We start from the raw sequence: 23,983 nt of genomic DNA on the forward strand, positions 1-23,983 counted from the left end.
ACACATAGAAACACACAGCATCATGGTTCCCTGCTACATGGTGTTTGACGATGATTGCGTACAAATGTTTACCATAATTTCTGAGAGAATATCTCTATCTCTATATAGTCTAGCCATAATTTTTACACCAAACCTTTTGATCATCTCATCCAGTACAGCATAAGGTTTACAGCTACTATTCTCGAAATACTTGAGCATCATCAGAATATTGTTTTGATGATATTCACCAAATCTAGCATCTATAGAGTCTGCCAAATGCACTATAAATCCTTCATATGTTTTTATAGGTACAATACCATGTACTTCAGATACAACTCTTATCAACTCATCGTCAGCACCTCTAGAGGCAAGTTCAGCTACAATTGCGTAGTCATGGCTCAAGTACCAATCTTCTCTTGCTTTATAGCCACCTTCTTTCACGTCTTTAGTGTACTGATAATATTTGTATATGTCGTGGAGCAATGCTGAAGCTATAACTAAATCTCTATCTATACTTATGCTATAGACTTCTTCAAAAATACTGCAGAGCATCAAGGCAATCTTTATGACACTATACGTGTGTATAATTAGACCTCCGGTAAACATATGGTGTTTTCTAGGTGCTGCAGGAGATTCTTCGATGCTAATCAATGGTTTTACTGATGAGAAACTTAGTATAGGATTAGTAAGTATGTCAATAACAATTCTCCTGATTTTCTCGTTCTTTATATCTTCAGCAATCTTGAGTAGATCACGTAAATGTATGTTGCCCATAACTCTATAACCTACTTCAGCCGAAGGTTATGTACTGAACTTAATGCCATTTCCGATAATATTTAAAACTTTTGGTATTGACATGAACAAATAAGAGTATCTAGAGAAATCATGATTAATGGATTAATGGTTTTATTTATATCTGTGGAGCAGAATCGTATGTGCTAACTAGATGACTCAAATAGGTAGTATTTCTGAGGGTTAGTCAATCCGAAAGCAATAGAAGCCTTACTATCATCTACATACGATCTCAATAAACTATACATTTTTTTAATTATCGATGCCTCTATTCTTACATATCTATCTATATAGTCTAGCGGTATGGGTACAGAGTTATGGGATGTGTTATAGACAATATGATTCAATACTTTATCAAGCAAATTCTTGGGGTATACATCAAGTCTAATAGCTTGTGGATATAGTGCATCATTAGCTTGGCGATAAAATACTACAGATGTATTATCCATATAGTTGCAGAGCTCGGTAACAAGTTCTTCATTGCTTTTGCTACATTCATCTAGTTTTTCTAGTATCTTCTCTACCTTCTTAGCCACGTATCTAGGAGAGGATCTATATAGGTAGGATAGATATTCTTTAAGAGTATTGAGGTAACTATCTAGAACTAGATACTCTCTAGGCTCTAGTGTATAGCTCATTAAGAATTTGTCGTTTGTTTTTCTGAGAATATCTTCGATATCTGTTAGCCCGAGCTTTGCGATACGGGGTAGAAGAAATCTACTTGAAACTCTTTTCACAACACCTACAACAGGTATACCTAATTCTCTTGCTTTTCTTAGAAACTTTATGAGAATAGCTGAAGCTATAGAAGCTAGCTTAGTTCCCGAGGTTAGGGTTCTAGCTCTAGCTGTATCAACTACTTCTATAGGGCTAAAGAACTCTGGTATTGTTGAAAAGTATAGAGAGCCATCGAGTATAACCATATCGATATCTCTTCCAATTTTCTTGAGAGCTGTACTGAATTCCATAATCTTTGCCTCTAGCTCTACATCTATATCGAATCTAGCTTCATCATCTCCATAGCTTCTCCTTAAAGCAACTGATGAAATTCCGTAAGGACCTATACCCATGGGTGTTGCTACTACGTAACCGGCTATAATTATAGCCATTCTCCCTATGATTAGATCTATAGAAGGTCTAGACCATGTGCTATCGACAGCTAGTATCGATACAAAATCTTCACATGGTTCTCCAACCCTCATTATATCGAGCTGGTTTCTTAGCTTATCTCGAAACACTATGAGCGGCTCTACATAACGCTTAACAATATCTTCTCCAGCTCTCTTGACTATACTGGTTATTACTGTTAAGAGCTCTAGATTCTCTTCACCTGATTCAATATCGTCAGATGTGATTGGGTAATCTTTAGGATACATCTTTAACCCTTACAAGTATGGGTCTTCTTAACGGATTTCCGAGACCTGTGAAAAAGAATTCTCTACTTGCTAGCGTAGGAAGTGTGTATTCGATGTACTGTACATTTTCTAACCAGTTCTTGAGTTCTGCATAATCTCCAGATGATTGTAGTCTTGAGAAGAATACTGTATTTATGTTTCCACGTATCTCTGGAGCCAAGTCTATAACTCTTTGTGAAGAAAGTATGAGACCAAATCCCCATTTTCTTCCTTCTCTAGCCACTCTAGCTATCATCCCTTTAGCTGGTTCACATCCATAGGTACAACAGTAATTGTGGGCTTCATCTATTACAGCAATTATCTCGTTATCTCTATGGAGCTTGTCACTAACAATTCTATCCCATATGTATTTCATAAACTGATACACAATATTCTTTTTCGCTATATACTCCATCTCTGAAGATAGATCAACTATAACTACTTTTTTCCTAGATGAGAAAAGTCTAGATACAATTTCTTCTACATCAATAGTCCTATTATTTAGATATGTCTCGAAGAACTTCTTACCAACTCTAGTAGTAAGCAGCAATCTTATTTTCTCTATTGTGTATTCCTTGCCCCCCATAGACCTTATATAACTATACAGGCTCTCTAGATACTCGCTAAAACTCCATGTGAATCGACCTTCTCTTGATAAATGTTTGTATATTGATATCAATGTCTCTAAATCGTATCTAGAGGTATGTGAGGATATGTAGTTCTGTCCTCTGCTATTCTCTTGAATAGTCACCTTATTTTGCTTCTCCACTACTCTCCTTATGTACTCGACAATAGAACCATAGATATAATCTCCATGATACTCAGATATCCCTAAATCCTCAAGTAGTATTTGTGCTACAACATCTGGATCCAGTATCACTTTAGATACATCTACAACCTCTATATAGTTGATGCTCCATCTCGATTTATCTACATAGTCGATACCTGTATGATCGAATACAATAACACTGTAGTTGGTTACCTTAATGATCTCTTCGATAATTCCTTTAACAAGTCTCGATTTACCTGTACCCGTAGCTCCTAAAACAGCTATATGATATCTTAAAGAACTAGGGTTGAGGTGTATTACCATAGATGAAAACTTGTGTACTCCTACTAGTAGACCATTTTCGATCTTGAGTATGCTACGAAGTGCTTCACCATCAATAACTGCGTAAACATAGCTACCTGGGCGAGGTATAGATAGATTTTGCTCAATACCCCTACACGTGATCTCCCCTATTATCTCTAGATAGCTCATCATCATTGGCGCAGAATACATGTGGGTCTTCTCTGGTTCAAAAGATGATGGTAGAGTTGAAGCATCGAGAGCTAGATCTTTCTTTACTGAACTCTTGAAGATCCCTAGATACCTCTTAGCTTCAGTAACATCATCAATTATTCCTAGCATTTCATCGCGAACAAAATCTATAGAGTCTCTAGATATCCTTATTGGAACTAGCGAGGCTCTAGAGCCTGATACAACGGTACCGATTAATCTGCAGAAATCCTTGGGCCACCAATTCATACATTTTTCCACATTGCCACCTGAGATCTAATGTAGGGTTTGTGGACGATATAAATACAGAGAGTTTGACGAAACTATTAAATAGATAGAAGTTCTCGGATAAGAAGTCCTAGGCACAGTAATGCTGTAAACTAGAGTGATTTAGGATAGATGTATCGGTGTAGAGAAATAAGTTCTCTATGGTATGAAACAATATTTGTGGCAAAAAAGAATAATTATGAGTTGATGAAGATACCTAAATAGATTTGTGAGGAATTTGACATACAGTAAATGAGGATTAGTCCATTAAATTAGAGATTATGTAGAGAAACATTAGTATCTAGCTGTAATACTGGTTCATGGATGTATATATCAAGCCTCGTGCTTAACATCATTTGAATACCGAAGTATTAACCATATTTATACTCTGCCTCTATATGGGTATGGCATATGTATGTATGTAGAAGATGTAGAAGAACATTCAGAAGTAGAAGAGCATACATAATGCATTTGATTATGGGTATAGAGGGAGGCTCTGGTATTAGTAAGAGGAAAAAGAAGTAGATCTACTGAAACAATTTCTATTAACTGAAACACCTAGATTGTCAGTGATCGAGGGCTACATCATGGACTCAGGCAAACCCCGTCTTCATCATTAAAGGATCTGCCAAACCTATACTCTCATTAAGGTTATGTTTAGCAAAATTTTTAAGTCGTAGCTATACTGTGGTTTGAATCAGAGGTGGTTTTGTTGAGCCAATGGAGATAAACCGTACAGATATAGATACATATGTAGCAACATATGTGTTCTTGATAGGGTCTCTATTCGGTAAAGTGGATGTAATTAATGTTCCTATAGGTGATTCTGATGCCTGACAGCTGGATCTGGAATCCTTCAGCAGAATGTATGAATAGAAGTGATTTAGTTGAGCTTCAGCTAAAGAGATTAAAGATGCAGGTTCATCGTCTATTCAGTACAGCTGGATACTATCGTAGAAAGATGAAGGAGTTGGGTGTTTCTCCAGATGATATAAAATCTCTCGACGATTTAAAGAAACTACCATTTACAACAAAAGACGATCTAAGAGAGCTACAACCTTTTGACCACATGGTTGTACCTCTAGAAGAGGTTGTAGAAGTTCATGGAACTTCTGGAACAACTGGTGAACCAGTATTTATGTATTATACAGCTCGCGATATAGAGAACTGGAGTGAAATAATGGCTAGGTCTCTAGCTTCAGCAGGTTTAACCAAAAAAGATATACTACAGATAACACCAAGCTTTAGCCTCTTCACAGGAGGTTTTGGATTCTTCTACGGAGCTAGAAAGATAGGTGCATTCATAGTTCCAACAGGTCCCGGATTTTCACGCAGACAAATATATGTTATGATGAAGCTCGGAACAACAATGATCGCAGGTGTAGCTAATTATGCTCTTAGGCTTGCTGAAGTTGCATATGAAATGGGTATAGATCCTGCAAAAGACACAAAAGTAAGAAAAGGTGTTTTTGGTGCAGAAATGTGGAGTGATAGTCTTAGGAAAAAGATAGAGAAGATATGGGATATGGAGACATTCGATATATATGGTATGGCTGAGCTCTATGGACCTGGTACAGCCATTGATTGTCAATATCATTTAGGTCTTCATGTGTGGGAGGATCATTACTTGGTTGAGGTTATTGATCCTAAAACGGGTGAGCCTTTAGAACCGGAAGAAAAAGGAGAACTAGTGGTAACAACATTAACTAAAGATGCAGTACCATTGATAAGGTATAGAACAAGAGATATAACAAGAATACTAGACACAAAATCATGCAGCTGCGGAAGAACACACATAAAAATAGATAGAATACAGGGAAGAACAGACGACATGTTCATAATAAACGGAGTAAACATATGGCCATCAGCAATAGAGGCTGTGCTATTTAAGTATCCCTTCATAGGTAATGAATATCAGATAATTGTTAAGAAGTCTAATGGCGGCGATAAATTGTTGATAAAGGTTGAGTCTATTAGAAATCTTACAGAGCAAGAAAAAGAGGTGTTAGGTAAAAAGCTTCAGTACGAAATTAAGGAAACAGTACTAGTTACACCAGATATTGAGATTGTAGATCCAAACACCTTACCCAGAAGTGAGGGTAAGGCTAAAAGACTCTACATAATTGAAGAAAGCTAGTATTAGAAATGCATTACAACTATTTGTATGATAGCTACAGAGATATACAGTTGCTTACATAATTTTTTCTATCGAGTTTCTCTAGAGCTTGTCTATATCCTGCAGTTAAGGCAAATCTATTTGTTTTACCCAAGATATGCTCAACAACATCTTCAACAATCTCTATTGGTATTATGCTTGATATCTCTTGAAAAGCTAAAAGTGCTCCAAGCATGATCATGTTAATTGTTCTTGTATCACCTATCTCCTTAACTATATCTTGCATATCTATAGTTAAGATATTTATTGGTGATTTAGAGAGAACATCTATTACCTGTTTTTTTGTAGGTATATTCTCTATACCTGGTGGAGGTAGATATAGATCGCTTAAGATCATCCAGCCACATTTCTTGAGATAACGAATAGCTCTAAGAGCCTCAATCATTTCGAGAACAACAACGTAATCTGCTGATGCTAGAGGTATGAGTGGAGCCTCTATATCACCTATCCTAACAAAAACCTCTACCGATCCTCCTCTCTGTGCCATTCCGTGGGTTTCAGTAGTCTTAATGTTTACACCTAGCTTAGTACATGCATTACCTAGAACGACACCCATAGTTATTATTCCTTGTCCACCTACTCCAGATAATACGATATCTATCTTCATTCCTTATTCACCATAGCTTTAACAGGACATATCTGTGCACATACGCCACATCCACGACATAGAGATTCGACTATATATGGTTTAGCATCTCCTACAACAATAGCTGGACAAGCAAGTGATTTTACACACAATAGACATCCAATGCATTTATTTGAGTCTATAGTATAGCGACTCTTTATGAGACCTAACCGTAGTGCAAGTAATGAACAGATTCTTCTTGAAACTAGTAAAGCTATACCTCCATCCATGACAATTCTAAGACCTTTCACTAGAGTTTCTATAGCTTTGGTTATATCATATGGATCGAATACATTAACATAGTCTACACCAGTAGCTTTAGCTATTTCCTCTATACCGATTTTTCTTCCCTGAAGACCTCTAGCAGTTATACCTGTACCTGGATGAGGTTGGAAACCGGTCATAGCTGTTGTCTCGTTATCTAGAACTAATATAAGCATTGGGGATCTATTGTAAACAGCATTTATCATAGGTGCTATACCTGCGTGAAAGAATGTAGAGTCTCCAAGTATTGCTACAACAGGTCTATCTCTAACAGTATGGGAAAACCCATTAGCTAGACCTATACTTCCACCCATATTTATTATTGTGTCTTGCATTCTGTATGGAGGTGCTATTCCTAGGCTATAGCATCCTATGTCTCCAGTATAGATGGGGTCTACACCAAGTTTTCTAGAGGCAAGTTTTAAAGCATAGAATGTAGCTCTATGAGGACAACCAGGACAGAGTACTGGAGGTCTAGGCGGGATCTCAATGTGTATCTCGATGGGTTTCGGTGGACTCCACTCGATACCGCATAGCTTAGCTATAGCTTGAGCAACTCTATCTATTGTTAACTCACCTATCCTACCGATTAGATCTTCTCCGTGAATCTCTACATGGATATCCATATCGAACAATATGTTCTTTAACTGCATCTCAACTATAGGATCTGTCTCTTCTACCACTAGAATCTTCTCAACACCTTCAACAGCTTTTGCGACCAGTTTATTTGGTAGAGGTACAGGTGTTGAGATCTTTAGTATCCTTGCCTCTACTTTAAGAAGCTTCAATGCATCTCTTGAGTAAGCATAACCTACACCAGAAGCAACAACAAGAAGTTTTCCATCACCTTCAACTCTATTGTATTGAATATCAGCTAACACCTCGGCAAGCTCTCTCCATTTCCTAACCAACTCTACCTTCATCTTTCTTGCATGGGCTGGTATTACAGCCCATCTCTCTGGTTCTCGTGGAAATAATCCTGAAACTCGAGGAGTTCTTAGAGAACCAAGTTTTACTGGAGCTCTAGCGTGGCTAACTCTAGTTACAGATCTAAGAATAAATGGATGAAGAAATTTTTCCGAAAGCTCTAGACCTAGATACGTAAGCTCTTTAGCTTCTTGAGGATTAGAAGGCTCTAGAACAGGTATGTATGCATGAAGACCATACCATCTATTGTCTTGCTCATTTTGACTACTATGCATGTAAGGATCATCAGCTGAAACTATCAGAAAACCAGCTTTAACCCCAGTATATGCGCTAGACATAAGAGGATCAGAAGCTACATTAAGACCTACATGTTTCATAGCTGTTAAACTTGGGACACCACTCATGGCGGCAGCATATGCTAATTCAAAAGCCGTTTTCTCATTTGTGCTCCACTCAACATAGATACCCAACTCATTAGCTACTTCAGCAAGAGTACCTATAATTTCACTTGATGGTGTACCTGGATATGCTGCAGCTACACCTATACCATACTCTATAGCACCTCTAGCTATAGCCTCATTACCTAAAAGAAAAACAGTAGTGCTAGACTCACCTAAAATCCTATGGACATGTTTAACCATCAAATAGACCTCTTATCTATAACAACCTTGGGCTTTCCATCAAATCTAGGTAGAGAACTAGGCTCAACAATCCTAACTATAGGTGTAACTATTATTGTTTCCCTCAAATCTCTCTGAAGCTTTTTCTCTAAAGCCTCTCTCTCGCTATCGCTCAACTTCTTTATAGCTTCTACAATCACAGTCATTTTATCTAGAGCATCTTCTCTCTCAAGAACTATTTGATAAAATGGTGCAACCATTGGCTCCCTCAAGATAACTTCCTCTATTGCTGATGGCCATATGTTTACTCCGTTTATTATGAACATGTCGTCTGTTCTTCCCTGTATTCTATCTATTTTTATGTGTGTTCTTCCGCAGCTGCATGATTTTGTGTCTAGTATTCTTGTTATATCTCTTGTTCTATACCTTATCAATGGTACTGCATCTTTAGTTAATGTTGTTACCACTAGTTCTCCTTTTTCTTCCGGTTCTAAAGGCTCACCCGTTTTAGGATCAATAACCTCAACCAAGTAATGATCCTCCCACACATGAAGACCTGATTTAAATAAGCATTCACATGCAACTCCAGGTCCATAGAGTTCACTCATACCATACATATCATAGGCATTCATTTCCCAAACCTTCTCTATTCTTGCCCTCATTTCTTCACTCCAAGGAGCTGCACCAAACATTCCTTTTCTTACTTTTGTGTCTTTTGCAGGATCTATACCCATTTCATATGCAACTTCAGCAAGCCTAAGAGCATAATTTGGTACGGAAGTGAGCATGGTTACCCCTAGATCCTTTATCATCATTATTTGGCGTTGTGAATAACCTACACCTGCTGGTATGGCTGTGGCGCCAATCTTTATAGCGCCGTAGTGAAAACCTAGTCCTCCAGTAAACATGTGGTAGTTGTATGCTATAAACACAATATCGTGTTTCGTTACATTTATAGCCATTAAGCTTCTAGCCATTAATTCACTCCAATTCTCTAAATCTTTTCTTGTGTAGAATGAGAGTGTAGGCTTGCCTGTCGTTCCACTACTTCCATGAACTTCAACAACTTCAGATAAGTCGACTACCAATGTACCGTAAGGATAGTTCTCTCTTAGATCGTCTTTTGTTGTAAATGGTAGTTTCTTTAAATCGTCGAGAGATTTTATATCATCTGGAGAAACACCCAACTCCTTCATCTTTCTACGATAGTAGTAACTTCCTTCATATACTCTAACTAGCTGGTTCTTCAATCTCTTTAGCTGTAGTTCTTTTAGATCACTACGCTGGATACATTCTAGACTAGGACTCAACATAGGGATATCCATATAGAATCACCCTTTAAGAGAAGAGATCTATATAGAATTCAGCAAATGTGGTACACATGTGGTGAAACTTTCTAGAGGGGGTTTCAATCTTTTTCTTCAACACAACCTGTATTGATCTATTTTCGTGCAATTCATTTATATTTGTTTTTGTTCGAACAATAATTAACACCAAAAACTTACGTTACGTTTAAAGGGGTTTAAAAGGTTTATTTCTGTAAACACTTGTTGATTAAAAATACTATACCACAAGTAATCTGCATAAGATCAAGAAATCAATATATTCAGCAATACAAATACTGTAGAACTCTAGAGGTGTAGATCTTCAGCTATGAGGTTTCATCCATAATGCATAAATGTTTAGATATTTCCTCTAAACATTCATTTACTTCATTGTTATCAAGTACAAAAGACCTCATTCCTCTCCTCCATATGTAGAGTCTATAGTTTTGTTTGTTCTCTGTAGGAATAAACTTCATAACTATATCGGATAGTACCGAAAATATGTTGCTTAATTCATCGTTGATTTTAGATGCAATTCTAACAACAATTTTATGTTTTTGTTTAAGTATATTTACCTGATTGTATAGAGATGAGATATAAACTGGATCACGATACTCAATAATAGCCGGTATCTCTACAGAATGAAATACAATAACATCGGCCGTAGCTTCATTTATTAGGCTATACTCTTTAGCGAGACCTTCTGAAATACTATAGGCGTAAGGATTCATGCTCTTGAGAATAACGTTCTTTTGTAAGATAGTCCTCACTTTATCTACATCACTACAAAATCTTTTAAAAACCCTTAGCAGTAGTTCAGTCATTGTTTCAGGAGAGTAGAGGTAGCTTATGATCAGAGTTTTTAGTTTGTTTCTAAAAGCAATTCCAAGTATGAGAGGTGCTGCTTCTACAGCTCTTAGATCTGCTGGATACTCAATATATATGCTGTGTCCCATATGTATATGGTCTAGAACTTCTTTAAGTGATCTACATGGAGGCTCAAGTTCTACTCCCGGTCTACCTACTTCAGAAAGTATGGGAGGTACAAATACCTTTATGCCCTTGTCTGTCAATATTGTATAAGGTATTTCTGCTAAAGTTACGGGTACTCCTCTAGCTTTTCTAATCTCTATGTATCTAGTGAGTAAGCCTCGCTCAATCCTATGCTTAAGAATTAGAACAACATCTGCCACAAACTCTATAGAGCCAATCTCAACTCTTTCTATATCCATAGGAAGTTCGGCAACAAGGATAGCGATACCCTTTATTATATCAGGAATAGCATAGAAATAGTTCTGTAACCATGCTCTTCTATCAGGAGACTCCACAACCTGAAGCAAAGTATTTATAGAGTCTATTACAACAATTTTTGGATTCCAACTAGATATAGCTCTATTAATAGATTCTACAGCTTCTTCAACATTCTTCATAATAGGTATTCTAATAAATACATATAGACCTTTCTTCTCAAGTTCATAGAAATCTATGCCAAGATTCTTCATAACCCTGTAGAGCTTTTCCCTAGTCTCTTGAAAAGATACATACAGACATCTGTGGCCTCTTAATGCATTTGAGTAGCATATTGTTGATGCAAGTGTTGTTTTACCTGAACCAGGATGACCAGCAACAACAACCATAGATCCAGGATAAAGTAGCTCTGGAAGAAGTTTATTGAGTTCGTCGATACCTATTGAAAAGTGCATATCGCTTAACCTTTTAGCTCTAAAAGAGTAAATTAGTGATATTAGACCATTTAAATCTATATCATGGTAAATAGGTACAATACTAGAAAAGCAATAATCATCAATACTCAACATAAATCTGTAACACATATTGTTTTTAATCTAGTGCGTAAAACTTATTGATAGTCTGTTTCTGTATAGACAAGATAGATGATCTGTATCGGTGGAACTGAAGAGACTCTCTAATAGCTAAAGTGAAAGCAGCTACAATACGCAATTGATTTATAGTCACCTAATATATCTGGATAAAAAGTATTCATATTAAAACAGATCTACTTTATTAGACTGTTTAGCTACCTTTTTGTTTTCTACTACATCCTCTTCTACTCTTTTTTGTTTCCTCCTTCTTTTCTACATCTCTACTCATGTTTATGCACCACCAAGATAGTGATTAATGTGCTAAACTATATAAACTAAGAGGGTTAATTAGAGTTAGTCAGTTTATGAAAAATGTTTGCAGTAGCCTATATATAGCTGTAGTAACAATCTGGTTTAGTGTGCTACATAACCATCAATACATCAATAGGTATGCTACTGGTGTATAGTATTGACTAAAGCTATAGAGGTTAGAGACATTATCAAGAGGTATAGAGTTAAAAAGAGGCTAGGGATTCTCAAGTCTATCACAGAATTCATTGATGCTTTAAAGGGGGTGAGCTTTAGTGTAGACTATGGCGAGGTTGTGGGTCTTCTAGGACCTAACGGAGCTGGTAAAACAACAACAATAAAAATATTATCGACACTTCTTCTTCCAGATGATGGTGAAGCTTATGTGGCTGGCTATAATGTTGTTGAAGAGCAGAACGAGGTTAGAAAGAGAATAGGCATAATGTTGTCGGTTGAGAAAGGATTCTATGGTAAATTGACTGGACGAGAGAATCTAGAATACTTTGCGGCACTTTATGGGCTAGATGGTAAGAGATCTAGAGAAAGAATAGATTATTTGCTGAAGCTTCTAGAGCTCGACAAACTTGGAGGCGATTATAAGCTCTTTGAAGAGTTTAGTTTAGGAATGAAGGCTAGATTAAGTTTAGCTAGAGCTCTTCTAAGTGATGCACCTATACTTCTTCTTGATGAACCTACACTAGGGCTAGATCCACCTAGTGCACGAAAGATAAGAGAGCTCGTTAAAGATTTGGCTCATAGAGAAAACAAAGCTATTCTGTATACTACTCACAATATGTTTGAAGCTGAACTCGTATGTGATAAGATTCTCTTAATAAACAAGGGAAGAATAGTAGCTGATGGTACACCACAAGAGCTTAAGTCTCGTATACCAAAGCTTAAGGTAATTACATTGGATATCAGGGGAAAAGGATCCATAGATAAAGTTCTAAAGGATTTAGAGGAAAAGTACGAGTTTAAGGAAGAGAATGGTATCTATGAAGTTAGAATTCATGTTCATAGACCTGAAGAAGTATTTAACGAAACTGTTAGAAAGTTCATAAATAATGGTTTCGAGATTCTATCTGCTAGAATAGAAGAACCGACACTTGAAGATGTGTTTATATACTTTAGCGAGGGATCTAGTTGAGTTTCATAGTGCTGCTTAAAGCTGAATATATGCTTGTCTACAGCGAGGTTATGAGAAGGAAATCAGCGTTAATGGCTATTATAATCTATCCATACCTTTTTGCAGGACTAACACTATTTGTAGGATTTTCTGCAGGATCTCCACAATCTTTTGTAGAAAGAGTTGGTATAGATCCCATAGTATTTATGGTTACTGCAAGCTACATGATAATGGCTATAACAACTGGTGTAGATGATATACTTTGGAGACCTTTGAGTGATTCGTGGATAGGTACGCTAGTGTATATCATTGCATCTCCTGTGAATAAGTTGAAGTTATTTATGGCTATGCCTATACCCAGGCTAACTCTTCTCCTTATGATGGGTTTCACAAGCATACTTCCTATATATGTAGCTTTCTATGGTCTATACGGAGTATCTCTAACAATAGTTGTTGTTGCTCTTTCAGCTATTGGTGCTCTAGTTATGACGCCCTTAGGTATAGCTATCTCTGGATTAATGCATGTAGCTAGTGAGAGCTGGAGAATCCTCAGCATAGTTAGACCCTTGCTATTTGTGTTTCTAGGTGCATACTATCCAAGAATGTTTATGCCTTTAGTACTTCGATTAATAAGCTATTCTATACCGTCTTCATATACAGTTGAATTAGTACAGAGACTACTCATCGGTATAGCTAGCATAGATATTGTTGTTCTCCTTGGACTCTCTATAGCTCTTGCAGCGATATATGTACCTCTAGGTAGGAAGAGCATAAACTATTGGGAGAAAAAGAAGGTGAGAGAAGGTGTTAAAGCTCATTAAGAGAGTCTACATGGTTTTCAAAGCCTATGCTGTTTCAGATCTACTGAGAAGCAAAGGATTTGTGTTTGGTCTCGTCAGTATGTCCATATGGTTTATGCTGTTCATTTCACCAATAATTCTATTCATTGATTCCAGCTTCAATCCTAGGGTAGCCTCAGCCTACAGTTTTACAGCTATACTGATATTCTTATTCTATAGTGTAGCCACATGGGATTGGGCAGCAGAAATAAGGTGGATGATAAATGATGGAAGACTCGAATACTATATAGCTAGCGGAAGCGGATTTCTGTGTCACTACTTAGGGATAATGCCTATATCGTTTATATGGATAGCTATGGCTATGTCCATAAACTATCTACTACTAACAGTTGTATGGGGACCTCCAGAACTACAGATATCCGATTTAAGACTGTTTATCTATGGATTCATACTACTTACAACAAACCTGGTATCTTATGCATTAGTACTTGGAGGAACAATGTTATCAAGTGGAGTAACAGGATTCGTAATGGAGATCATAGGCTTTATAACACCGATAGCTACTGGTGGACTCACACCGCTAATCAATTTACCGAAACCTATACAGACATTTGCATTAATGACACCATTTAGTTATCCAGCCGAAATTATAAGGTATATTCTTCTTAAGTCACCAACAATAATGAGTATACATGAACTATGCATTAGAGGAACGCTATACTCTTTAACATTTCTAGCTGTATCCATAATCTACTTTAGATACCAATTGAAAAAGATCATGCGTGAAGGCGTAAGGGTTACAACATTATGGTAGTCCATAGTGATTCATTATCTCAATATAGAGAAATTCTGAATAGAGCGATATACTCTGTGAATCTTTCTTCAAATAGTATACAGATTTCTTTATATATAGATGAGGTCTCTAGCTGTTAGAATCTAGACAAAATTGTAGGTGTATTGATTATAGGAGCTATAGAGAGAATTTCTCTATGAGAAGAGTATTTAATGTTCTTATCTAGACTAACTTAATATTTATCATTGTAATATAAAGTATTTGTTTAAGATAGGTTATTAAACATATAAGTTGGGGTAATGATGTGATGAAGCTTGTTATAGATAGAAAGTTGCTAGAAAATATAGTAAAGCAGTGTATAGCTTATCCATTTGAGAAAGTGTTTATAGGTATAGGGAAAGTAGAGGAAGGTGTATATAGTGTTGAGTATGTAAATGAGTGCAGAAATATAGCTCTAGAACCATTATCAAGATTTGTAGCTGATCCGCAATGTATTCTCGACACATATCGTCTAGCTGAAGAAAGAGGTAAAGAGATAACAACATTAATACATAGTCATCCAGCTCCACCTAAACCAAGTTCCGAAGATAGAAAAGGTATGTGGTTGTGGAGGATTCCATGGATTATAATCAATAGTTATAGTGGAGAGTATAAAGCATGGATAATCCACAACGAATCTCTAGAAGAAGTCTATATAGAGTTTATACAATGACTATACCCTGTAGTAGATAATCAGTAGAGCTTCTCAGACTATGATTAAGAGCATAGATGGTAGTGATATACAGTAGACAGTTATTCAAAAGCTTGTCGAGAATATGGTTAAACTCAAGAATTATTAGTCTTAAACCTGAAGCAGTAAATTGGGAATCGATATTAGATTAATGTTGTAGCTATTAAGAAGTATGTTGATACAGTAGCAATATCTCCTATGCTCGTTACTACCGGTGCTGAAGCTGTTGCAGGATCTATCTTCATTTTAGCTAGTATTATCGGCAGTAACGATCCAACAATATCAGCTACATAACAAGATACTGCTAAAGCTATTGACACAACAGACGCTATTCTTAGTGAATACATCAAGTTCATTGTACTAATGCATGGTATTGCGAAACCTATCACAAATGCTAAAGGTGCTAAAAATATGAGCATAAATGTTGTTGTTACAAATTCTTTGAATATAACTTTAGCTATATCGCTTCTAGATAATCTAATCTCTCCTGTAACAAGACTCCTCAAAATTAATGCTGTTGCTTGTGAACCTATGTTACCTGAATTATCTGCCAACATAGGCATGAAGGCTGCAAGTACAGCTACTTTCTGGATAACGTTCTCGAATGTGGCAACTATTCCTCCTGTCACCATATTTATAAGGTATAGATATATCAACATAGGTATTCTTCGGATAGCTAATCTGAATGGATGTAAAGCTATATAGCTACCACGTATAGTCTCTATAAAACCTCCGTACTTCAGAAGATCTTCTGAATATTCGCTAACCATTACATCGAGAAGATCATCTAGAGATACTATGCCTAGGAATCGTCCATCGAGATCTACAACTGGGACTTCTACAAGATCGTAGGCAATGGCTATTCTGGCGGCTTCTTCTCTATCGCTGAAGGGATCTATATGTATTTGTACTTTCTCTACACATTTACTTAGCTTTATATCTCTAGGTCTTGTTAAAAGCATCTTTACATCAATGTATCCAACAAGTTTTTTATCTCTATCAACAACATATATATGGTTATGTTTATCGTAGAGACCAAGCTTCATCTTACTTATATATAGATCTATGGCTTCGCCAACAGTCATATATTCTTCAAAAACAGGTACCTGAGTAGTCATTATACCTCCAACACTTTCAGGTGGAAACTTCATAACCTTTGCAACTTCTGATGAAAGTCCGCTTGGTAGAACCTTTAGTAGCTCAGTCCTCATTTTAGATGGAAGTTTAAAGAGAACATCAGCAATTTCATCTACAGGTAGTTTAGCTAAAATCTTAGCTATATCGTCAATACCTTTAACAGAAGCAATTTCATACATAATCTCATCGGGTAGACGGGCTAAAACTTCAACCAGATTATCAAGTTCTGTAGCTGTAAACAGCTTCATTCTCTCATCGCTATCAAGTCTTAAAACAATATCCATAGCTTTAGGAGGATCAAGAGAATCAAATAGTTTGGCAGCTTCTTCAAGTTTACCTTCCTCAATAAATCTCGAGATAGTGTCTACTATTTCTCCTATGTTGTTAGACATTACTTTAGCCATTTTATCGCCTTTAGAGTAAAGATTATCCATAATATTAAGTTTTATAGTTTCGTAAGTATTTATGGGTTGATTTATTGATTGATATGCTTATCCATTATCAAGTTGAGTTCTCTACCTAAATATCATGAACATTAAGTGTCAGAAAAAGATCTACCTATAGATCTATTGATGTAGTACGGTAAATTTTTAGAGAAATCACTATATTTGAACATTGCTAAAATGATACTCAATGGATATAATATATGGCTAGATTAATGAATAGACTTCTATAGATTGTTTACTTCTTTATAATATAGTCCTCAAGCTTCTTATATGAATCCCTATATTCGTTATCTTCTTCAAAACCATGTCTACATTCCACTCCTATGTCTCTACACAGTTTAGACACTTTGACGTAGAATTCACGCCACTGATATCTGGAGCTTGTAATGGCGATATCACGCCACTGATGATCAATCCACATAAATCTCTTGATCCTAAGCTTATCCACATAAACTATGCTTCTGGTCTCTCTAGCTATCTTCAAAACGTGCTGAATTTTATCGAAATTGTCGTTATATCCAGGTATTACAGGTCCATAGAATATCCATGTCTTGAGACCAGAACTAGAGAGTTTCTTTAAAGCATTTATACGTGCTGAAGGAGGTGATGAATATGGTTCAAACAGATTCATAGGTGATGTATCTTCTACAGAAGTAATAGTTATACCTATGTCTATCAAGTTTCTGTATCTTAGAAATAGATCTAGATCCCTCAAGATTTGCGAACTCTTGGTCTGAATACTTACCTTAAATCCATGACTAACTAGAATCTCTATAGCCTTTCTAGTGAGTCTATATAGAGCTTCAACAGGTTGATAAGGGTCTGTTATAGTTCCAATACCTATAGTTCCTTTCTTGACTTTCTTAATCTCCTTCATTAAAACCTCAATTATGTTCTTCTTTACAGCTACAGTACTACCCCAGTTATCAATAACTTCACGAAGATTTGTATACATTTTTGCATAACAGTAGAGACAGCCATGGCTACAACCTATATAGGGATTCAATGCATAATCTATATCAGGTAGCCCTGAATTCGATAAAGCTCTCTCTACAGTAATCTCTAGCACCTTTATTCTCATACATCTACCACTTTAACTTGCCCTATATTTAACCAAGTAATAAGCTTCAAACATAGATATATCAACCAGGTTTACGAGAACACAATGATCATAGGTAAATAATTCACAATATTAATGCTGAATCAAATCTTATAAACAGGTATCTCTAGGTGAACTAACTAGATAGTACACAAAAGGTATAAAGGTTATTGCCGTGGATTTTCATGTATGTATGAAACATGTATGTCTAGAGCTCTCAGAAGATCTAGGTCTATTGACTATAAGTAGATACGAAGAAAACCATACTGAAGTTTTCAGAGTGAAGCTAGATGATGTAGATGAAGCTATAGAGATTTTAGAAGAGATAGCTGAACTTGCAAATACTGTTGTTCAGTATCTTAAAGAACTTAAGCTAGTAAAAGGCTTCTAGCACTATTCATTAAAACAAACCTTTAAACCTGTTTAATAATTAAATAATAAGTAGTAAGGATGTACAACTGTGATTATATATGGCTTCTAGTGATATTCTCTATAAAGTTTGTAGAGATGAATATGAAGCATACACTCTATATAGAGCGTTAATGAAATCTAGGTGGGGTAAGAAGTATAGAAACATCTTAGAGAAGGCAGCTGAAGATGAGCTTCACCACTATAGGTTTTGGACAAGCGTTGTAGGAAAATGTACAACAAATTTCACCAAGATCAAAGTGCTTCTATACACAATTATGCTATATCTTTTCGGTTTAACGGTTACACTAAAGGCTATAGAATCTAGAGAGACAGATGCATCAAGGATCTATAGAGAATTATCTGAATCCAGACCTGATTTAAAGGATAGTTTAAGCAAGATTATAGATGATGAGGAAAGACATGAAGCAGAATTTGCTTCAAGTATAGATGAAGGTAGGGTTAGGTATCTAGGCTCTATAACTTTGGGTATTTCTGATGCACTTATAGAATTAACAGGTATATACACGGGTTCTTTAGGAGCTTTTGAAAACACTATTAGTGCAGGTCTAACGGGATTTCTAGCTGGTGTAGCAGCATCTATATCTATGGGTATCGCTTCTTATTCTCAAGCTAAACATGAAGCTTATAAGAATCCCAAGCTATCTGCTTTATATACATCTATTGCATACTTGATTGTTGTTATCCTTCTAGCTTTACCGTACTTTGTTATAAAGTCAATGATTTTTGCATTCATGGCTATGGTGATTATAGCTATAGTTGTTGTAGCCTATATGACGTTCTATACAACTGTACTACATAATAGAAACTATTTAAGAGAATTCATAGAGACCGCAACTATGATCTTAGGCGTATCGCTACTACTCTATATATTAGGCTCGATATTAGGTAAATTAATAGGGATAGAAATTAAGTAAACAGGATATAGGTGATGTGCTCAGGCGGCACTGAACTGTGATGTAATCAGTCTTGGCTGATCAAATTGAAGAGAAGAACACACAATATCTTTAGCTTCGCTATAGCTCTATGGATATCCACATACCTACATATAATAGACAGTCTAATCTACGCTATATCTATATCACTATTTTTTGCTATAGCTTTGAATTGGCTTATAGATAGTCTAGCAGGACACAAGGGTATGAGGAGGACACCATATACACATTCACCAATTGGTGTCTTAATGCTTTCTCTACTCTTGGTAGCGTCTATGGCTATAGTCTTACGTACTATTGGAGCAAATATGTCGTTACATGAGTTTCTAGACCTCTTGCTCTTAGCATATATTGTTGGTGCATCCCATCTATTTCTAGATATGCTTACAGCAGATGGCGTGTACCTTATATGGCCATTTGGCAACACTAAGATCTCGCTTCTAAAGGCTAGATACGACAATAGGTTGCTCAACAACTTCGTACAGTTCTTATCAATAGTAATCATAGTTCTATTAATTCTCAAGCTATCTGGTTATAATATATTCAGTTATTTAAAGTTTTTAACCTTGATATATGGATAAAATTCTAAGAACAGATAAATCCAACTCTATTACTAGATCCGGCTCATGAATAGCCATAATGTGGGGACTAAGGATGAAGCTTCGCTATTCACGTATAGTTAAAATGGCTATGGTTGCAGCAATATATGCCGCTCTAACAATGGGTTTAGCGCCTATAAGTTATGGACCTATACAAGTTAGGATTGCTGATGCTCTACTGCCTCTACCATATCTAGAATTCTTTGGATTATCTTCTGCTATAGGACTTTCATTAGGTTGTGCTCTTGCTAATATGCTTTCTCCTTACGCTATATACGATATAGCTATAGGTTCGATAGCAAATCTATTTGCTGGTACAGTTGCATGGTTTATAGGTAAAATCTATAGGAGAAGCCTATATGGTGTAATCCTTGCGTCACTTGCTCAAACAGCTATAGTGACATTTATGGTTGGATACTTGTTGCTACATCTACTGTTTAATGTAGAGCTAAGTATAGCTATTTTAGGGGTTTTTAGCGGTAGCATAATCAGTATATCTATCTTGGGTACAATGCTAGTTATGTTTCTAATGAGAAGAGTGGCTTAGATTGATAGAGGTACGGAATATTGTAGTTGAATTTAGTGGAAAAACTATACTAAAGAATATATCGCTAGATATCAGTAAAGGACTTCACTTATTGCTAGGGAGAAATGGTTCAGGAAAAACAACGTTACTAAAGACCATTAGCGCTCTTGTTAAGCCTACACAAGGTTTTGTGAAAGTTTATGGAAAAGATATACATAAGCTTTCTAGAAAGGAGATAGCAAAACTTGTTGGTTATGTTTGGCAAAATCCTTATGCAGGATTTGTAGAAGCTTCTGTAGAAGATGAAATTAGATTCAGTTCTAGAGTGCTTGGGGTTGATCTAAATATGGATATAGTTGAGATGCTTGTACCTAGACATATCATTGATAGAGATCCTTTTACACTTAGTGGTGGTGAAGCAAAAAGAGTATCTATAGCAAGTGTATTAGCTATTGATCAACTGGTATGGCTTCTCGATGAACCTTTCGATTATCTTGATAGTGAAGGTGTAGAAGCTGTTGTTAATGTTGTTAAATATGGTTTAGAGAGGGGAAAAACTATTGTTATTGCTTCAACTAATACAGGATTCATAGAGTTAATCAAGCCTGATAGTGTGATTATAATAGATAGTGGTATTATTGTCTATAGAGGTGTATTGAAGAATTTATCAGAAGATATGTTAAAGAGGTTCGGGATACCGTCTAAGGGGATGTTGTGTGGCTGAACTTGTTGAAGAAGTTCTAGAGATTCAGTATGGTAGAACATTTCTTCATAGCTATAGAGCTATATATCTAAAGACAGTCTTGGTTTTAATGACATTGGTCTCTAGAGCTCTAGGGCTTTACGTAATGATCATTGTACTGATCTTCAATACAATCATGCTTGTTTATGTAGGAGCTTTACGTCTGTATCTACGTGTATTATTGTTGTGGTTAATGCTCTCGAGCATAATTATAGCTATAGACTACTTGTTTGCATCACTATCTCTCATAGTTTTTTTAAATCTTTTATATGGTTTTACGAGTTTTACATCTCTAGCTTTATTTTTTATTACAACACCTCCTCAGCATATAAGGAAGGTTGTAGGATTCAATGTGTTATCGCTTTCCTATCTCTTCTTGAGGTTAGCCTTAAGAGATGTGGTAGATATTGTTGATGCTCTAAGAGCTAGAGGATGGAGTGTTAGAGGTAATCCTTTAAAGCATATATATGCACTTAGAGCTGTAGGCAATTCTCTCATAACGAAGATCAATTACTCTATAGATAGCATTAGAGCTAGAGGTTTAGAAGAGTAATCTGAGTAGTTATTGAAGATAGTGTTTGATAAAGTATATTAGTGATAGAAATGATGAGACAGGATAAAGTATGCACAATACTTGTGGCCCTAAGAAATCGTATAGAGCGCCACCAATAATATTCCCTATAGCCCAAGCCGTGCCCCACACAAATCCAAGCCAACCAAACCCTAATGCTCTCTCATTTACTGATGACGCTATATCAGCTACAGCTGCTCTCAAGACAGATTCATAACTACAGAGAACTATACCATATAGAGCTGAGGCTATAACTAACAATATTATGTTTCTAGATATGAGAATTAGTGGTGCTATGAACATTGAGGCCAAGGGTATCAATACGAGTATAGATACACCGTATCTATCGTATGCTATACCTAGAGGTAGTGCAACAAGAGCGTCAACGATCATCGCTATTGCGTAGAGAGCAGGTATATAGCCTTCGGGTACAACATGTGTGTACTTCAGATGGTATGAAGCTATGCCCCAGTGAATTAATCCGAAGCTTAATAGTGCTGTAAAAATCATATATGTTTTGAGGGATCTATTGTTAGCTATATCGAGAGATCTGATTGAACCGTTTTTCGCAAAACCTATATTTGGGTATAGAAAGGAAGAAATAGTAATCAGAATTACAGCTATTAGAGCAATAGGTAGAAGAGATACATATGCATAGGAGTATCCTTTTCCATAGGTTAATGCATAACTAACCATAAGGGGTCCAAGAAGAGCTCCCACTTGATCTAGAAGTTCATGGATACCAAATCCCTTTCCTCTACCTATTGCTTTATCTGTTATATCAGCTATTAGTACATCTCTTGCGGGAGATCTAAGACCTTTACCAATCCTCTCTATAAGGTAGAGTAGTAATGCTATGTACCAGTTACTAACGAAAGCTAAGAAAGGTATGGCTACAACTAGTGCATAACCAAGAATTATTATAGACCACAAAAGCTTACTACTTCTTCTCATAGATACGACAAGACTTGCGGGAAGTCTGAGAGCGTAGCCTAGGAATTCGCCTAGGGCAAGAAGACCTGCAGCTATAGCGGGTGCTCTGAGATGCTCGAGAAATTGTCCAGAGATAGACCTACCACCCTCATAAGCTACATCTGCTGTTAGAGAAACTAAGGATAAGAGTATAAACACTATAATCAATCTATCCATTTTAAACCCATATCATGTATTACTGTTTCTATTTCCAGAATATTGAGTCTGTCACATATTTAAGCCTTTATAGTAAGGTGAGTAATCAGTGAGTAGTATCCTAAGATAGGTGTTTCCGTAGTTGGTATCTGTTAGATGTCGATATTGTGATAGACCAGCTGTCACAATAGTTAGATATGCGAAACTCAACCTATGTACTGAGCATTTTAGTGAATTCATTGAATCGAGAGTCGAAGAGACTGTTAAGAGGCACAGAATGATTAAGAAAGGAGATAGGGTTGTTCTAGCTGTTTCAGGTGGAAAAGATAGTGTTGGTTTGATGTATATCATGAATTCATTGTCAAAGAGAATAGGGTTTAGCTATACGGTACTGCATATAGATCTAGGTATATATGAATATTCTAGAAGATCGAGAGAAGTTGTAGAAAAGCATTGTAGAGAGCTCGATATAGATTGCATAGTCATAGATCTAGGTATAGATCTTGGATTCACGTTGCCTCAATTTGTATCGAAGCTTAGAACAAAGAGAGTGTGCTCGTTGTGTGGTATAGTCAAGAGATACATTATGAACGCTGTAGCTCTAGAAACTAAGGCAGATTCTATAGCAACAGCACATCATGCTGATGATATTTTGGTGTACCTGTTTAAGAACTTTATTTTACAGGACTACAATCTCCTTAAGAAACTTGTTCCTGTAAGTGTTGGTGTTGAAGAAACTGTTGCTACAAAGATAAGACCTATGTACGAGATATACGAGAGAGATATAGCATTATATACTATATTGAAAGGTTTAGAGTTTGTAGATCTTGAATGTCCATTTAAGAACTTAAAAGGGTTTGAGGAATCTATAAAGAAGTTTATAGATGAGATCGAGAATAGGGCACCAGGTACAAAGATATCTATGCTTAGGAAGTATGCAAAAACATTTTCACTAGATCGTCAGGAAAAGCCTATAGATTTAGGTAGATGCTCTATCTGTGGATTAATTTCTCAGAAAGATGTATGTACCTTCTGTAAATTAACAGAAAAAGCTTTTAGACAAGCAAAAGGATCCTTAGTTAAAGAAATAACTAGATCTAGATGTACTACATATTGTGTGAAACCTCATTTGAATTGATATGGGG

At 36.3% G+C, this 23,983-nt stretch carries 22 protein-coding genes; 12 read left to right on the forward strand and 10 right to left on the reverse strand.

Translation table 11 applies throughout. The features are described from left to right. Positions 1-33: 33 nt before the first annotated feature. From QXK50_02525 to QXK50_02535, 3 genes are all read right to left on the reverse strand, one after another. A complete protein-coding gene (locus QXK50_02525) occupies positions 34-753 on the reverse strand; it encodes an HD domain-containing protein (GenBank protein MEM2008036.1) in 720 nt (239 codons plus the stop codon). 164 nt (positions 754-917) lie between these two features. After that, positions 918-2,147 carry a DNA double-strand break repair nuclease NurA gene (locus QXK50_02530; GenBank protein ID MEM2008037.1) on the reverse strand — a complete coding sequence of 410 codons (1,230 nt, stop codon included), beginning with the start codon at positions 2,145-2,147 and terminating at the stop codon, positions 918-920. Next, complete coding sequence (locus tag QXK50_02535; GenBank protein ID MEM2008038.1) at positions 2,137-3,705, reverse strand: ATP-binding protein; 1,569 nt, start codon at positions 3,703-3,705, stop codon at positions 2,137-2,139. Before QXK50_02535 ends, QXK50_02530 begins: the two co-directional genes overlap by 11 nt. An 835-nt stretch (positions 3,706-4,540) precedes the next feature. Here QXK50_02535 and QXK50_02540 point away from each other — a divergent pair. Beyond that, a complete protein-coding gene (locus QXK50_02540; GenBank protein MEM2008039.1) occupies positions 4,541-5,848 on the forward strand; it encodes a phenylacetate--CoA ligase in 1,308 nt (435 codons plus the stop codon). Positions 5,849-5,882: 34 nt separating this feature from the next. Here the strand turns inward: QXK50_02540 and QXK50_02545 are convergent, their stop codons facing one another. The 4 genes from QXK50_02545 to QXK50_02560 form a co-directional block, all read right to left on the reverse strand. After that, positions 5,883-6,494, reverse strand: coding sequence for an indolepyruvate oxidoreductase subunit beta (locus QXK50_02545; GenBank protein MEM2008040.1), 612 nt, complete (start codon positions 6,492-6,494; stop codon positions 5,883-5,885). Further along, a complete protein-coding gene (gene iorA / locus QXK50_02550; GenBank protein MEM2008041.1) occupies positions 6,491-8,344 on the reverse strand; it encodes an indolepyruvate ferredoxin oxidoreductase subunit alpha in 1,854 nt (617 codons plus the stop codon). The genes QXK50_02545 and iorA overlap by 4 nt, the downstream gene beginning before the upstream one ends. After that, positions 8,344-9,648, reverse strand: a complete 1,305-nt coding sequence (locus tag QXK50_02555; protein ID MEM2008042.1) for a phenylacetate--CoA ligase — start codon at positions 9,646-9,648, stop codon at positions 8,344-8,346. Before QXK50_02555 ends, iorA begins: the two co-directional genes overlap by 1 nt. A 326-nt stretch (positions 9,649-9,974) precedes the next feature. Beyond that, positions 9,975-11,351 carry an ATPase domain-containing protein gene (locus tag QXK50_02560; protein ID MEM2008043.1) on the reverse strand — a complete coding sequence of 459 codons (1,377 nt, stop codon included), beginning with the start codon at positions 11,349-11,351 and terminating at the stop codon, positions 9,975-9,977. A 586-nt stretch (positions 11,352-11,937) separates the two neighbouring features. Here QXK50_02560 and QXK50_02565 point away from each other — a divergent pair. The 4 genes from QXK50_02565 to QXK50_02580 all read left to right on the forward strand — a co-directional run bounded on the left by QXK50_02565 (position 11,938) and on the right by QXK50_02580 (position 15,208). Then, positions 11,938-12,924: an ABC transporter ATP-binding protein gene (locus QXK50_02565; protein MEM2008044.1), complete on the forward strand. Its 987-nt coding sequence runs from the start codon at positions 11,938-11,940 to the stop codon at positions 12,922-12,924. Beyond that, positions 12,921-13,724 carry an ABC transporter permease gene (locus QXK50_02570; protein MEM2008045.1) on the forward strand — a complete coding sequence of 268 codons (804 nt, stop codon included), beginning with the start codon at positions 12,921-12,923 and terminating at the stop codon, positions 13,722-13,724. Before QXK50_02565 ends, QXK50_02570 begins: the two co-directional genes overlap by 4 nt. Then, the gene (locus QXK50_02575) at positions 13,708-14,517 is read left to right on the forward strand and encodes an ABC transporter permease (protein ID MEM2008046.1); all 810 of its coding nucleotides are present in this window, start codon (positions 13,708-13,710) and stop codon (positions 14,515-14,517) included. Before QXK50_02570 ends, QXK50_02575 begins: the two co-directional genes overlap by 17 nt. A 286-nt stretch (positions 14,518-14,803) precedes the next feature. Beyond that, on the forward strand, positions 14,804-15,208 hold the full coding sequence (locus tag QXK50_02580; GenBank protein ID MEM2008047.1) for a M67 family metallopeptidase: 405 nt from the start codon (positions 14,804-14,806) through the stop codon (positions 15,206-15,208). Between the two features lie 161 nt (positions 15,209-15,369). On the opposite strand, the gene mgtE is transcribed toward QXK50_02580, so the two are convergent. Both mgtE and QXK50_02590 read right to left on the reverse strand, forming a co-directional pair. Beyond that, positions 15,370-16,767, reverse strand: a complete 1,398-nt coding sequence (gene mgtE / locus QXK50_02585) for a magnesium transporter (protein ID MEM2008048.1) — start codon at positions 16,765-16,767, stop codon at positions 15,370-15,372. 277 nt (positions 16,768-17,044) lie between these two features. Further along, complete coding sequence (locus QXK50_02590) at positions 17,045-17,890, reverse strand: radical SAM protein (GenBank protein MEM2008049.1); 846 nt, start codon at positions 17,888-17,890, stop codon at positions 17,045-17,047. A gap of 193 nt (positions 17,891-18,083) precedes the next feature. Here QXK50_02590 and QXK50_02595 point away from each other — a divergent pair, with 193 nt between their 5' ends. The 6 genes from QXK50_02595 to QXK50_02620 all read left to right on the forward strand — a co-directional run bounded on the left by QXK50_02595 (position 18,084) and on the right by QXK50_02620 (position 21,692). Beyond that, the gene (locus QXK50_02595; protein MEM2008050.1) at positions 18,084-18,299 is read left to right on the forward strand and encodes a hypothetical protein; all 216 of its coding nucleotides are present in this window, start codon (positions 18,084-18,086) and stop codon (positions 18,297-18,299) included. Between the two features lie 79 nt (positions 18,300-18,378). Next, entirely contained in the window at positions 18,379-19,254 is an 876-nt protein-coding gene (locus QXK50_02600) for a ferritin family protein (protein ID MEM2008051.1), read from the forward strand. Between the two features lie 65 nt (positions 19,255-19,319). Next, entirely contained in the window at positions 19,320-19,853 is a 534-nt protein-coding gene (locus tag QXK50_02605; protein ID MEM2008052.1) for a metal-dependent hydrolase, read from the forward strand. Between the two features lie 73 nt (positions 19,854-19,926). After that, positions 19,927-20,418, forward strand: a complete 492-nt coding sequence (locus QXK50_02610; GenBank protein ID MEM2008053.1) for a QueT transporter family protein — start codon at positions 19,927-19,929, stop codon at positions 20,416-20,418. A gap of 1 nt (position 20,419) precedes the next feature. Continuing rightward, positions 20,420-21,121, forward strand: a complete 702-nt coding sequence (locus QXK50_02615) for an energy-coupling factor ABC transporter ATP-binding protein (GenBank protein ID MEM2008054.1) — start codon at positions 20,420-20,422, stop codon at positions 21,119-21,121. After that, the gene (locus QXK50_02620; protein MEM2008055.1) at positions 21,114-21,692 is read left to right on the forward strand and encodes a hypothetical protein; all 579 of its coding nucleotides are present in this window, start codon (positions 21,114-21,116) and stop codon (positions 21,690-21,692) included. The genes QXK50_02615 and QXK50_02620 overlap by 8 nt, the downstream gene beginning before the upstream one ends. Positions 21,693-21,701: 9 nt before the next feature. On the opposite strand, the gene QXK50_02625 is transcribed toward QXK50_02620, so the two are convergent. After that, complete coding sequence (locus QXK50_02625) at positions 21,702-22,859, reverse strand: MFS transporter (protein MEM2008056.1); 1,158 nt, start codon at positions 22,857-22,859, stop codon at positions 21,702-21,704. A 121-nt stretch (positions 22,860-22,980) separates the two neighbouring features. Between QXK50_02625 and QXK50_02630 the strand changes: the two genes are divergently transcribed. Further along, the gene (locus tag QXK50_02630; protein MEM2008057.1) at positions 22,981-23,976 is read left to right on the forward strand and encodes a TIGR00269 family protein; all 996 of its coding nucleotides are present in this window, start codon (positions 22,981-22,983) and stop codon (positions 23,974-23,976) included. The last annotated feature ends 7 nt before the right edge of the window (positions 23,977-23,983 follow it).

It is taken from the genome of Ignisphaera sp. (assembly GCA_038831005.1).
In the GTDB taxonomy this organism is placed as follows: domain Archaea; phylum Thermoproteota; class Thermoprotei_A; order Sulfolobales; family Ignisphaeraceae; genus Ignisphaera.